The organism is Streptomyces erythrochromogenes (genome assembly GCF_036170895.1).
In the GTDB taxonomy this organism is placed as follows: Bacteria; Actinomycetota; Actinomycetes; order Streptomycetales; family Streptomycetaceae; genus Streptomyces; species Streptomyces erythrochromogenes.
In genome coordinates this window covers 4,291,266-4,304,727 of the sequence record NZ_CP108036.1, presented here as the reverse complement: position 1 = coordinate 4,304,727, position 13,462 = coordinate 4,291,266, and the positions used below count along the sequence as shown (strand labels likewise).

Below are 13,462 nucleotides of genomic sequence, written 5' to 3'. Positions count from 1 at the left end.
GAAATCGCGCGGAGATTGTCGGACCATCCCCCTAATGTGTGTCCCACTCCGGGATCAGTGAGGGGGGGACCTCGCGATCGCCGAACCATTCACGCCTGCACGCGAGGTGACGCCCCATGACGTCCACACCCACGTCCACACCCATGTCCACACCCGCGTCCGCGCCCCACAGCTTCCAGGTGGATCTGCGCGGTCTGGTGGACCTCCTCTCCCACCACCTCTACTCCAGCCCGCGCGTCTACGTCCGCGAGCTCCTGCAGAACGCGGTGGACGCGGTCACCGCACGCCAGGCGATCGACCCGGAGGCACGGACCGGCATCCGGCTGTCGGCTTCCGGCGGCCGGGTGACCATCGAGGACAGCGGCATCGGCCTGACCGCCGCCGAGGCCCATTCCTTCCTCGCCACCATCGGCCGCAGCTCCAAGCGGGGCAGCGGGGACGAGCTCCACGACCAGGCCCTGGAGGCCACCCGCCGCGAGTTCCTCGGCCAGTTCGGAATCGGACTGCTCGCGTGCTTCGTCGTGGCCCGCCAGATCCGCGTGGTCACCCGGTCCGCCCGCGACCCCCAGGCCGCACCCGTGGAATGGCTGGCCACCGACGACGGCTCCTACACGGTGCGCGAACTGCCCCACGCGGCCCGCCCCGAGCCCGGCACCACCGTCGTCCTGGAAGCCAGGCCGGGTGCGGCGGAATGGACCGTCCCGGCCAAGGTCGAGGAACTGGCCCGCGACTACGGCTCCCTGCTCCCCTACGACATCACCTTCGACGACGGCGAGGGCGGCGAGCCTCGCCCCGTCACCGACCGGCCCGCCGTGTGGGAGCGCGCCTTCCCCACCCCCGCCGCCCGCCGCGTCGCACTGGCCGGGCACTGCGCGGAGCTCTTCGGTTTCACCCCGCTCGACAGCATCGACCTCGACCTGCCGGTCGCCGGCGTGCGCGGGGTGGCGTACGTCCTGCCCGACCCGACCAGCCCCGCCCATCGGGCCGGACACCGCGTCCACCTCAAGGGGATGCTGCTGACACAGCGGGCCGACAACCTGCTGCCGGACTGGGCGTTCTTCGTCCGCGCCGTCATCGACACGGACACCCTGCGGCCCACCGCCTCCCGCGAGAACCTGTACGACGACGAGACCCTCTCCGCCGTACGGGAAGCCCTCGGCGCCCGCATCCGCGGCTGGCTCGCCGAGCTCGCGGCGAGCGACCCGGACCGCCTGGCCGCGTTCCTGCGGGTCCACCACCTCGGTGTGAAGTCCATGGCCCGGCACGACTCCGAACTGCTGGGGCTGATGCTGCCGTGGCTGCCGTTCGAGACCAGCGCCGGTTCGATGAGCCTGCAGGAGTTCGCGGCGGCCCACACCGACATCCACTTCACGCGCACCGTCGAGGAGTTCCGCCAGATCGCGCCGATCGCAGCGGCCCACGGCCTCGGCGTCATCAACGCCGGCTACACCTACGACGCTGACCTGCTGGCCCTGCTGCCCTCCGTACGGCCGGAACTCAAGGTGACCGAGCTGGACGCCGGAGCCGTCACCGAACGGCTCGACCCGGTGCCCACCGCGGCCGAGTTGGCGCTCGCACCCTTCCTGGCCACCGCGCGCAGCCGCCTCGAAGCCCAGAGCTGCGACGTGGTGCTGCGCGCCTTCCAGCCCGTCACCGTGCCCGCGCTCTACCTGGACGACCGCCAGGCCCGCCAGGAACGCGACCGCACCGCCGCGATGGAGAGCGCCGACTCCCTGTGGAGCGGCATCCTCGGGGCGCTGCGTGGATCCGCGCCCCGCGCCCGCCTGGTCCTCAACCACAACAACCCGCTGATCCGCCGGATCTCCGGCCTGCAGGACGAGGCACTGACCGGCACCGCCGTCGAATCGCTCTACGGGCAGGCGCTGCTGATGTCCCAGCGGCCGCTGCGCCCGGCCGACTCCGCCCTGCTCAACCGGGCCTTCCTCGGCCTCCTGGAGTGGGCGACGCACTCCACCGCGCACCCCACCGATGCCCGTGACGGCGAGGAGGACCAGAAGTGACGACCCTGACGCACGAGGAGATCGTGCGGGGCCTGGCGGAGAACCGCGAGGCGCCGAACGGTGCCGCGCGCAACGCACACGCGGAGGCCTTGGCCGGCGCGGCCGAGGCCGGCGGCGACCGGGCCCTGTTCCGCGAGGCCCTCGACAACCTGATCAACGCCTACCTCTACAGCTCCGAGTCGCCGAAGATCCTCGTACCCTTCGCGCGTCTGCTGCAGGAGTACGACAAGGACCCGGCCGCCTTCTCCGAATGGGAGACCCACTCGCTGTTCTGGCAGTTCAAGTGGGTGGCCACGGCCATCGCCGACTCGCCCGGCATCCCGCTGGCTTCGGCGACCGGCTGGCTGGACGAGATGGAGCGCCGCTACCGGCTCGCCGGATACAGCGAGCGGCCGGTGCGCGACGCCGAACTGTGGCTGGCCCATGCCACGGGCGACGACGAGCGCGCGGAGCGCGCCTTCCGGAGCTGGCTGGCGGCGGAGCGCGACGACATGAGCGACTGCCAGGCCTGCGAACTCGGGGGCCAGGGCCACTACGCCGTCCTGCAGGGCGACGACGCCGAGGCCCTGGAACTGTGGCAGCCGGTCCTCACGGGGGAGCTGGTCTGCGCCGAGGAGCCGCACCGCGTCCTCGCCAGTTCGCTGCTGCCGCTGCTGCGGCTCGGCCGGACCGACAAGGCACGCTCGAATCACCTGCGCGGCTACCGCATGGCCCGCGGCAACGAGAGCCTGCTGCCGTCGGTCGGCAAGCACATCGAGTTCTGCGCGCTCACCGGCAACACCTCGCGCGGCCTGGAGATCCTGGCCGAACACGCCTCCCACGTGGCGCCGCTCGCGAACCTCGACGACCGGCTGGCCTTCCACGGCGGCATCCTCGTCCTGCTGCACCGCCTGGGGGAAGAGGGGCACGGGGATCTCCCGGCCGTCTCCTACGAGGGCACCCCCCGAACCGTCTCCGGGCTGTACGAGGCGCTCTACGCGGGCTGCCTCGACATCGCCGGGCAGTTCGACGCGCGCAACGGCACCACGCGGGTCTCGGACCGGTTCCTCGCCCGGGTCGTCCGGGAGCCGCTGACGGCGGACCTGCCGCTGGGGGTGCGCAGCACCAGGCTGCCCCGGCCGGCCACCGCCACTGCGGAAGCCGCTCCCGCCGTTCCGGGGCCGGACGTGACGACGCCCACCGGGTTCACCGAGCTGGTGGCGCGGGCCCGCAGTGCCCGGGACCTGGGCCATCCGGGTGCGGACGCGCTGTGGGCCGAGGTGGCCCTGCGGCTGGACGCACAGCCGGGGACTGACGCGCTGGTCCGTGCGGACCTCGCGGACCAGCAGGCGCTGGCCGCGGCGCGGGGCGGGGCGCCGGAGGCGCGCGAACTCCTGGCCGCCGTCCGGGACGAGTACCGGGCGCTCGGCCGGGCGGAGCGGGCGGCGCTCGCGGAGCTGCGGATGGCGGGCGCGGCCGCTCAGTCCGCGGCTGCGCCCTCCGAGGTCCGCGGCCTGCTGCGGGCCGCCCTGCGATCCGCCGAGGCTCTGGACCACGCCGAGCCGCTGCGGGCGCGGCGGATCGCCCTCGCGGAGCTGTCGGCGATCCGGCTGGAGTCGTACCTGCGCACGGTGGAGGCCGCCGGCCCGGGCGGGCACGACGACCACGGCCATCCCCAGGAAGGGGACCAGGAGCACGGTCATGGTGAGTTCGCCGCCGAACTGACGGCCTTCATCGCCGCCCACGAGGAAGCCGCGCCGGACCTGGTGGCGGAGGCCGAGGAGATGTTGGGCCGGGTGACCTTGGCACAGGGCGACCCGGAGCGGGCCCTGCCGATGCTGGCGGCGAGCGCCGCGCGGGCGCTCGCGGCGGGTCGCCCCTGGCAGGCGGTGGACCCCCTGGTGCTGCGGGCCGGGGTGCTGATGTCGCTGGACCGCGCCGAGGAGGCGGAGCGGACGGCCCGGTCCGGGCTGGAGCATGCCGCCGAACTGACCGATGCCGAGGCGCAGGGCGTCGTACGGCTGACCCTCGCGGACATCCTGCTGCGGCGGGGCGAGACGGCGGAGGCCGCGGCGCACGCGCTGACCGCGGCCCACTGGTTCGACCGGGCCGGCCTCGGGGCCGACGGCGGTGCGCAGGCCCGGCTGCTGCTGGCCAGGGCGTACGCGCGCAACGAGCGCACCGCCGAAGCCGCCGAGGTACTGCAGTCGGCCCTGCCGGACCTGCTGGAGCACGGCGACGGGCAGACCGTGTTCGTACGGGAGTTCCTGGGCGACCTGCTGCGCCGGCTGGGCGAGCTCCGCCCCGCGGCGGAGCAGTACCTGCTGGCGGCGGAGGTGACCAAGGGCTGGGAGGACCCCCGGCCGCAGGCGAGCCTGGCGCAGTCGGCCGCCGACACCCTGGACGACGCGGGGCTGGCCGAGGAGGCTGTCGCCGCCTACGAACGGGCCCTGGAGCTGCACCGCAGGACGGCCACCGACCCCGTCGCCGAGGTGCGGGTTCTGCGCTCCCTGGCCTGGCTGGGTCTGCGCGATGAGATCACCGCCACCACGGTGGATCTTGCCCGGGGACGCATGGGGGAGGCCGCGGCGGTACTGGAGGCGGCCCTCGCCGCCGATCCCGAAGTGCCTGCCCTGCGGTCCGAACTCGCCCAGACCTGGCACCAGCTGGCCCAGGTGCTCGACCGGTACGTCGCCACCGCCCGGGAAGCCGACGGGGACCAGGACACGGATCCGGCCCGGACGGCCCCCTTGAGCCCGGCGCAGGTCGACGCACTGCGCCGGGAGGAGATCGAGCTGTGGGACCGGTCCGGCCGGACCTACGCGGAGCTCGGCCCGGACCACCTGCGGGACCGGTTCCAGTGCCTGAACAACGCGGCCTGGACGGAGCAGGAGCGCGGCGACGCGGAAGCGGGTGCGGCCCGAGTCACCGCGCTGATCGACGAGGCACGGGCGCTTCCCGAGGACGATGTGCCGGACTGGCTCCTGCCCTCCGCCGAGCGGCTGCTGACGCAGCTGAACGGCCGGGACGGGTAGGGAACCCGGTGTCCCGCACCGGTCGTCGCCGCTCCGTCCGGGAGCGGCGACGACCGGTGGATCAGCTGTCGAGCTGCGCCAGGGCCTCGGTGGCGATCTCCTCGAAGACGGCCTCGTCCGCGGCGAAGTCGGAGTCCGGGATCGGTGCGTGGATCACGAGCTCCGTGAATCCCAGCTCGCGGTGCCGGCCTGCGAAGTCGACGAACGCATCCACGGACGCGAGCACGGTGTTGGCCTCGGGCGTGAAGCCGGTCAGCAGGATCTTCTCCATGGGCTCGGGGTCCCGGCCGATCTCCACGAAGGCCTTCTCGAGCCGTTCGAGCTGTCCGCGCAGTGCCTCCAGCGATTGCTCGGGCGTGCCGTTCTCGAAGAGCTTCGGGTCACCCGTGGTCACCCACGCCTGGCCGTACCGGGCGGCGAGCCGCAGACCGCGCGGTCCGGTCGCGGCGACCGCGAACGGCAGCCGCGGTCCCTGAACACAGCCGGGGATGTTGCGGGCCTCCTCTGCGGAGTAGAAGGTGCCCTCGTGGCTCACGGAGCCTTCGGTCAGCAGCCGGTCCAGCAGCGGCACGAACTCGGCGAAGCGATCGGCGCGCTCCCGCGGGGACCAGGCCTCCTGGCCCAGGGCCGTCGCGTCGAACCCGTTTCCACCGGCGCCGATGCCGAGCGTGACACGGCCGCCCGAGACGTCGTCGAGGGTGATGAGGTCCTTGGCGAGGGTCACCGGGTGGCGGAAGTTCGGCGAGGTGACGAGTGTGCCGAGGCGCATCCGCTCAGTGGCGGCGGCCGCCGCGGTCAGGGTGGGCACCGCACCGAACCAGGGGCCGTCGCGGAAGGTCCGCCACGACAGGTGGTCGTAGGTGTAGGCGGTGTGGAAGCCGAGCTGCTCGGCGCGCAGCCATTGGTCCCGACCCCCCTCGTGCCATCGACGTACCGGAAGGATCACCGTGCTCAGACGCAGACTCATGCATCGAGCCTACGGCGGGTCGATGTTTCACGTGAAACATCGAGCCGCAGAGATGTTTCACGTGAAACATCGCCCACAGCCCGCCGCGGCAGCCTGGCTTGATCATGGTCCGGTCCTCCCCTCCCATGGGCGAAGATGGAGCCGTGACCTCGGCTCCTCAGTGCCCGGACGGGCAAACCCCCACGCCCCGGCTCATCGCCACCGACCTCGACGGCACCCTGCTGCGCGATGACCAGTCCGTCTCGCCGCGCACCGTCGCCGCACTCGCCGCCGCGGAGGAGGCGGGAATCGAGGTCTTCTTCGTCACCGGCCGCCCCGCCCGGTGGATGGACGTGGTCGCCGACCATGTCCACGGCCACGGCCTCGCGATCTGCGCCAATGGCGCGGCGGTGGTCGACCTGCACGCCGGGCGGGAGTTCGTACAGGTCAGGGCTCTTCCGAGGACGGCCGCACTATCCGTCGTCGAGGCCCTGCGCGCGGCGGCACCCGGCACGTCCTTCGCGGTCGAGCTGACCACCGGCATCAACTACGAGCCGGCCTACCCGCCCTTCTTCAAGGATCCGGGCGCCAGGCTCGCGACCGCCGAGCAGCTACTCCACGAGAACACGGACGAAAGTGCCGCACCCGTTCTCAAGCTTCTGGCTCACCACTCCGAGGTCGCCCCGGACGAGTTCCTCGCACTGGCACGCTCCGCCGCCGGCACATACGCGTCGATCACCCGGTCCAGCCCCACCTCCCTGTTGGAGGTCAGCGGGCACGGCGTGTCCAAGGCGAGCACCCTGGCCCTGTGCTGCGCCGAGCGGGGCATCTCCCCCGCCGAGGTCGTCGCCTTCGGGGACATGCCGAACGACGTGGAGATGCTCAGCTGGGCCGGCACCTCCTACGCGATGGGCAACGCCCATCCCGATGTGATCGCGGCCGCGTCCGGCCGTACGGTCGCCAACAACGAGGACGGGGTCGCCCTCGTCATCGAGCGCATCCTGGCCGAACGCCTCGCAGGACACCAGGCCTAGGCTGCCGCGTAACGCAGCACTACTGGAGCGGGGCCTCCCAGACGAGGGTGGTCCCGCCGCCGGCCTCCCCGATGCCCGGGCCGTAGGAGCTCGTGCCGCCCAGCGACTCCGCCCGCCGCCGCAGGTTGCGCAGGCCGCTGCGCCGGCCGCTCTCGGGGATGCCCACCCCGTCGTCGGCGACTTCCAGCCGGACTCCGGGTCTACCGTCGGGCAGCGTGACGGTGCAGTCCAGGACCACCTCGATCCGGGACGCGTCGGCGTGCCGGAAGGCATTGGACAGCGCCTCGCGCAACGCGGCGATCAGGTTCTTGCCGACCAGCTCGCCGACGACCGTGTCGACCGGCCCGAGGAAGCGGTGCGCGGGCTTGAAGCCGAGCGGAACGGCCGCCATGTTGATCTCCCGCAGGACGCGGGTGCGCAGCCCTGACGGGGCCTCCGCAGGCCCTTGCTGGAGAGCGAAGATCGCCGTGCGGATCTCCTGGATCGTCACGTCCAGTTCGTCCACGGCCTTGCCCACGCCGTCGCGTACCTCGGGGACGATCGACCGGCGCTGGGCGCCCTCCAGCATCATCCCGGTCGCGAACAGCCGCTGGATGACGAGGTCGTGCAGGTCACGGGCGATCCGGTCGCGGTCCTCGAAGACCGCCAGCCGCTCCCGATCGCGTTGCGCCTCGGCCATCATCAGCGCGAGCGCCGCCTGCGAGGCGAACTGAGTGGCCAGGGTCCGCTCGGCCTCGGTGAAGGGGCGCTTGCCCCGCGCACGGGGCGTGACCAGTGCGCCCAGCACCCGCCCACCGCTGTGCAGGGGCAGCATCATGCAGGGGCCGTACTGGCTGGTGAGCCGGCTGATCATGCGGGGGTCCGCCGAGGCGTCGTCCGTGAAGACCGGCTCCCCGCGCAACAGATGGTCGACGACCGGACTCTCGCCCGGGAGCACCACTCCGAGCGAGGTGGCCGGGTTCTCCGCGGATACGGCGACGATCTCCATCCCGCCCTCTTCGGCCGGCAGCAGGACGATCCCGGCGGCGGAGTCCGCCAGCCGGCGGGCCTGCTCGGCCACCACCGAGAGGGCGTCGTCGGCGTCCCCGCCGGACAGCAGGGCGGTGGTGACGGCGACCGAGCCGTCGATCCAGCGCTCGCGCTGGGTGGCCGCCTCGTACAGCCGGGCATTGCCGATGGCGATGCCCGCCTCGGTGGCCAACACCCGGACCATGTGGACGTCGTAGTCGTTGAACTCGACGCCGCCGTTCTTCTCGGCGAGGTACAGGTTGCCGAAGATCTCGCCCTGCACGCGGATCGGGACTCCGAGGAAGGTCTTCATGGGCGGGTGGTGCGCCGGGAAGCCCGCCGAGCGCGGGTCCTTCGTCAGGTCGGCGAGCCGCACGGTGTCGGAGTGCGCGATCAACGCTCCCAGCAGGCCCCGCTTCCCGTCCGGACGGTGTCCGATCTTCCGGGACACCTCCGGGCTGATGCCGTGGGTGACGAAGTCGGAGAGCCCTCGGCCCTCCGTGTCGACGACACCGATCGCCGCGTAGCGGGCGCCCGCGAGCTCTGCCGCGGTCTCGCAGATGCGGTCGAGCGTGGAGTGCAGCTCCAGCCCGGTGCCGACCGACCGCATGGCCTCCAGCAGCTGCGGTACCCGCGCCGTGAGCTCGGTGGACAGTCCGTGCAGGCTCTTGGCGGCCTCGGTGCCGGCGACCAGGGGGTCCGGTGTCCCCTGCGATGGATCCGGCAGGGGATCTGGTGATTGCTGCGACGGCTGCGCTGACATGTCCTTGAGAGTAGTTAGTCCCCATTAGAGGGGAAAGTTGGCCAAAGTCCCGTCCGTTGCGCGTTCCCGCTCCAGCATCCGGCGCAGCGGCCCCTCGACCGCGGCCAGCTCCGCGTACCCGCCGCGCTGCACGACCTCGCCGCGGTCCAGCACGAGGACCTCGTCGACCGCTTCCAGGCCGGCCAGCCGGTGCGTGATCAGCACGGTGGTGCGGCCCTCCGTCGCGGCCAGCAGGTCCGTGGTCAGGGCGTCCGCCGTGGCCAGGTCCAGGTGCTCGGCCGGCTCGTCCAGGACCAGTACGGGGAAGTCCGCCAGCAGGGCCCGGGCGAGGGCCAGGCGCTGGCGCTGGCCGCCCGAGATCCGCTCGCCGTGCTCGCCGACCAGCGTGTCCAGCCCGTCCGGAAGGCCGTCCGCCCACTCCAACAGCCGGGCCGCGGCCAGCGCGTCCCTCAGCTGCTCCTCGCTCGCCCCGGTGCGGGCCAGCCGGAGGTTCTCCCGCACCGAGCTGTCGAAGAGGTGCGCGTCCTGGGCGCACAGGCCGACCAGCCCCCGTACGTCGTCGCTGTCGAGCGTGCGCGCGTCGGCGCCGCCCAGGCGGTAGGAGCCTTCGGCCGGGTCCAGGAACCGGAGCATGACCTGGGCCAGCGTGGTCTTGCCGGAGCCCGAGGGACCGACGACCGCGATGCGGCGGCCGGCCTCCAGGGTGAGGTCCAGTCCGTGCAGCGCGTCACGCTCCTGGCCCGGGTGGCGGGCGCACAGCCCGGCCAGCCTCAGCGGGAAGGGCGAGGCGGGCGCCTCGGCAGGCTGCTTCGGCTCGGCGACGGGGACGGGCGCGTCGATGACCTCGTAGACCCGTTCGGCGCTACGGCGCACCCGCTGGCGGTACTGGACGGCGAGGGGGAGTCCGGTCACCGCCTCGAAGGCGGCGAGGGGTGTCAGGACCGCGACGGCCATGGCGACCCCGGACAGCCGTCCGTCGTGGACGGCGTCCGCGGCAACGGCCGCGGCGGCCACGACCGTGAGCCCGCAGACGAGGGCGGACAGCCCGCCGCCCAGCCCGCCCGCGGCGGCGCCCCGCGCGGCGATGCGCGTCAGCACGCCGTCGCTCTCCCGAGCCCGGCCCTTGCGGTCCGCCAGCGCCCCGGCCACGGTCAGCTCCGCAGTACCGGTCAGCAGGTCCGCCACCCGGGTGGCGAGCTCGCCCCGTGCCGGGGCGAGCCTGCGCTCCGCACGGCGGGCGCAGGCGCCGCTGACCAGCGGGACCCCGATGCCGGCGGCGAGGAGGCCGACGGCGAGTACGGCCCCGGCCTCGGGCAGCAGCCATGTGGTGAAGGCGACGGAGCCCGTTCCGACGAGTACCGCGGTGCCGACGGGCAGCAGCCAGCGCAGCCAGTAGTCCTGCAGGGCGTCGGCGTCGGCGACCAGCCGGGCCAGCAGGTCCCCGCGCCGGTGCTCGCGCAGCCCGGCGGGTGCGATGCGCTCCAGCCGCCGGTACACGGACACCCTGAGGTCGGCGAGCATCCGCAGGACAGCGTCGTGCGAGACGAGCCGTTCGGCGTACCGGAAGACGGCGCGGCCCATTCCGAAGGCCCGGGTCGCGGTGACGGCCACCATCAGATAGAGGACGGGGGGCTGTTCGGAGGCCCTTGAGATCAGCCAGCCCGACACGGCCATCAGGCCGACGCTGCAGCCGACGGCCAGTGACCCGAGCAACAGCCCCAGCCTGAACCGTCCCTGCCATGCCCTGGCCACCGCCCGCACCCGGCGCAGCGGATCGGCTCCGCCCGCGTCGGACGGCGTCCCGCCGAGCCGCAGCCGCTCGGGAGCGGCGCCGAGGATCCACTCACCGGCATCGGGGCCCGGGCCACCGGCGGCCGGCTCTTCGGCGTCCGCCGCGGACCCTGCGGCGCGGGGGAGTGCGCCGGACCCGTCGGGAACGGGACCGGCCGTCATGCGGACCACCCGGTCCGCGACGGCGAGCAGGGCCGGCCGGTGCACGACCAGCAGGACCGTCCGTCCCGAGGAAAGCCGCCGGACCGCGTCCACGATCCCGGCCTCGGTCTCGCCGTCCAGTGCAGCCGTCGGCTCGTCCAGCAGCAGCACCGGCCGGTCCGCCAGGAAGGCCCGCGCCAGCGCCAGCCGCTGCCGCTGCCCGGCGGACAGCCCCACGCCGCCCTCGCCCAGCAGGGTCTCGGCGCCGCGCGGCAGCGCGGACACGAACTCCCAGGCGCCGGCGTCCTTCAGGGCGGCGGTCACCTCGCTGTCACGGGCGGCGGGCCGGGCCAGCCGTACGTTCTCGGCGACGGTGCCGGCGAACAGGTGCGGCCGCTGGGGCACCCACGCGATCCGCTCCCGCCAGTGCTCCGGCGACAGCTCGGCCAGGTCCACGCCCGCGATCCGCACCCGCCCGGCGGTCGGCCGCACGAACCCCAGCAGCACCTGGAGCAACGTGGACTTGCCGGCGCCGCTCGGGCCGGTGAGGGCCACGCACTCCCCCGGTCCGACAGTCAGCGAGACGGGCCGGGGCGAGTCCTCGTCCCGGCCCTCGTAGCGGACGGCGACCCCGTCGATCTCGATCCGCAGGGGAGCGCCGCCCGGCAGCTCCGCCGTACCGGCCGGCCCGGCGTCGGGGGTCTCCAGGACCTCGAAGATCTCCTCGGCGGCCGCCAGCCCCTCCGCGGCAGCGTGGTACTGCGCTCCCACCTGCCGCAGCGGCAGGTAGGCCTCGGGCGCCAGGATCAGGATGACCAGGCCCGTGTAGAGGTCGAGTTCGCCGTGGACCAGTCGCATGCCGATGGTCACGGCCACCAGCGCGACCGACAGGGTCGCCAGCAGTTCCAGGGCGAAGGACGAGAGGAAGGCGATGCGCAGCGTCCGCATCGTCGCCCGCCGGTAGTCGTCGGTGATCTTGCGGATGGACTCGGCCTGCGCCTTGGCCCGGCCGAAGACCTTCAGGGTGGGAAGACCGGCCACCACGTCGAGGAAGTGCCCCGACAGCCGCGACAGGAGCCGCCACTGGCGGTCCATCCGGGACTGGGTGGCCATGCCGATGAGGACCATGAAAACCGGGATGAGGGGGAGGGTGACCACGATGATGGCCGCCGACACCCAGTCCTCGGTGACGATGCGGGCGAGCACTGCCACCGGCACCACGACCGCGAGCCCCAACTGGGGCAGGTAGCGGGAGAAGTAGTCGTCGAGCGCGTCCACGCCCCGGGTGGCCAGCGACACCAGCGATCCGGTCCGCTGCCCGCCCGGACGCCCGGGCCCGAGCTCCGCGGCCCGGTCCAGCAGCCGGCCCCGCAGTTCCGACTTGACCGCCGCACTGGCACGGTGCGCGGCCAGCTCCGTCAGCCATGCGATCAGAGCGCGGCCGAGCGCCACCGCCGCGAGCAGCAACAGCGGCGAACGGAGCGCCTCGCCGTCGAGGCCCTGCTCGAAGGCGCCGACCACGATCTCGGCGATGAGCATCGCCTGACCGACGACCAGCCCCGCCCCGGCGAGCCCCAGGGCCACCACCGCCCCCAGGAAGAGGCGGGTGGACCGGGCGTACCGGAGCAGGCGCGGGTCGATCGGTTTCACGTGAAACATCCTCCGGGGGAGGGCCGGCCGGGCCGGCGGGTCAGGTGGCGCGAGGACGCGGGCGCGTCCACCGGCACTGGGCTCAGTGCGCGTCGACGATGTGCTGCGTCCCGATCCGCTTGCGGAACACCCAGTACGTCCAGCCCTGGTAGAGCAGCACGAGCGGAGTGGCCACGGCGGCACACCAGGTCATGATCTTCAGCGTGTACGGGCTGGACGAGGCGTTGGTGACCGTGAGGCTCCAGGCCGGGTCGAGCGAGGAAGGCATCACGTTCGGGAAGAGCGTCAGGAAGAGCATCGCGACGGCAGCCGCGATGGTGATCCCGGACAGTGCGAACGACCAGCCCTCGCGGCCCGCCAGGTTGGAGCCGAGCGCCCCCAGGAGGGCCAGCACCGCGACGGCCATCGCGATCAGGCTCTTCCCGTCGCCGCGCGAGGCCTGCGTCCAGGTGAGGAAGACCAGCGCCAGCACGGCGGTGACGAGCCCCAGCACGGTCGCCGTCCTGCGTGCCCGGTCCCGGATGTCACCGACGGTCTTGAGCGAGGCGAAGACCGCGCCGTGGAAGGTGAACAGCGTGAGGGTGACCAGTCCGCCGAGGAGCGAGTAGACGTTGAGCAGGTCGAGGAAGCTGCCGACGTACTCCTTGTCCTGGTCGATCTTCACTCCGCGCACGATGTTGGCGAAGGCCACGCCCCACAGGAACGCGGGGATCAGCGAGGTCCAGAAGATCGCGTGTTCCCAGTTGGCCTGCCAGCTCTCGTCAGGGCGCTTGTGCCGGTACTCGAAGGCCACGCCCCGGATGATCAGGCAGACCAGGATGAGCAGCAGCGGCAGGTAGAAGCCGGAGAAGAGGGTGGCGTACCAGTCGGGGAAGGCGGCGAAGGTCGCACCGCCGGCCGTGAGCAGCCAGACCTCGTTACCGTCCCACACGGGCCCGATCGTGTTGATCAGGACCCGCTTCTCCGTGCGGTCGCGGGCGAGCAGCTTGGTCAGTACGCCGATGCCGAAGTCGAAGCCCTCCAGGAAGAAGTAGCCGATCCACAGAACGGCGATCAGCACGAACCAGACGTCGTGGAGCTCCATGGTGCGTTCT

General features: G+C 72.9%; 7 protein-coding genes. 3 read left to right on the top strand and 4 right to left on the bottom strand.

The features are described 5' to 3' along the window. Positions 1–116 precede the first annotated feature (116 nt). A complete protein-coding gene (locus tag OHA91_RS19490; RefSeq protein WP_266499505.1) occupies positions 117–2,021 on the top strand; it encodes an HSP90 family protein in 1,905 nt (634 codons plus the stop codon). Continuing rightward, positions 2,018–5,035 (top strand): tetratricopeptide repeat protein, encoded by a 3,018-nt coding sequence (locus OHA91_RS19485; RefSeq protein WP_266499502.1) that lies wholly within the window; start codon positions 2,018–2,020, stop codon positions 5,033–5,035. Before OHA91_RS19490 ends, OHA91_RS19485 begins: the two co-directional genes overlap by 4 nt. Before the next feature lie 61 nt (positions 5,036–5,096). Here OHA91_RS19485 and OHA91_RS19480 read toward each other — a convergent pair whose 3' ends face one another. Next, positions 5,097–6,002 (bottom strand): LLM class flavin-dependent oxidoreductase, encoded by a 906-nt coding sequence (locus OHA91_RS19480; protein ID WP_031156129.1) that lies wholly within the window; start codon positions 6,000–6,002, stop codon positions 5,097–5,099. Positions 6,003–6,127: 125 nt separating this feature from the next. Between OHA91_RS19480 and OHA91_RS19475 the strand changes: the two genes are divergently transcribed. After that, complete coding sequence (locus tag OHA91_RS19475) at positions 6,128–7,015, top strand: Cof-type HAD-IIB family hydrolase (protein WP_031156127.1); 888 nt, start codon at positions 6,128–6,130, stop codon at positions 7,013–7,015. 19 nt (positions 7,016–7,034) lie between these two features. Here the strand turns inward: OHA91_RS19475 and OHA91_RS19470 are convergent, their stop codons facing one another. The 3 genes from OHA91_RS19470 to cydB all read right to left on the bottom strand — a co-directional run bounded on the left by OHA91_RS19470 (position 7,035) and on the right by cydB (position 13,452). Next, positions 7,035–8,786 (bottom strand): GAF domain-containing sensor histidine kinase, encoded by a 1,752-nt coding sequence (locus tag OHA91_RS19470; protein WP_051893576.1) that lies wholly within the window; start codon positions 8,784–8,786, stop codon positions 7,035–7,037. A 24-nt stretch (positions 8,787–8,810) separates the two neighbouring features. Beyond that, the gene (cydD, locus tag OHA91_RS19465) at positions 8,811–12,368 is read right to left on the bottom strand and encodes a thiol reductant ABC exporter subunit CydD (RefSeq protein ID WP_031156125.1); all 3,558 of its coding nucleotides are present in this window, start codon (positions 12,366–12,368) and stop codon (positions 8,811–8,813) included. 82 nt (positions 12,369–12,450) lie between these two features. After that, entirely contained in the window at positions 12,451–13,452 is a 1,002-nt protein-coding gene (cydB, locus tag OHA91_RS19460; protein ID WP_031156122.1) for a cytochrome d ubiquinol oxidase subunit II, read from the bottom strand. Positions 13,453–13,462: the final 10 nt, after the last annotated feature.

Coding starts and splice junctions, on each gene's coding strand:
- OHA91_RS19475 (WP_031156127.1), top strand. CDS start 6,128: ATGGGCGAAGATGGAGCCGTGACCTCGGCTCCTCAGTGCCCGGACGGG.
- OHA91_RS19480 (WP_031156129.1), bottom strand. CDS start 6,002: ATGAGTCTGCGTCTGAGCACGGTGATCCTTCCGGTACGTCGATGGCAC.
- cydB (WP_031156122.1), bottom strand. CDS start 13,452: ATGGAGCTCCACGACGTCTGGTTCGTGCTGATCGCCGTTCTGTGGATC.
- OHA91_RS19490 (WP_266499505.1), top strand. CDS start 117: ATGACGTCCACACCCACGTCCACACCCATGTCCACACCCGCGTCCGCG.
- OHA91_RS19470 (WP_051893576.1), bottom strand. CDS start 8,786: ATGTCAGCGCAGCCGTCGCAGCAATCACCAGATCCCCTGCCGGATCCA.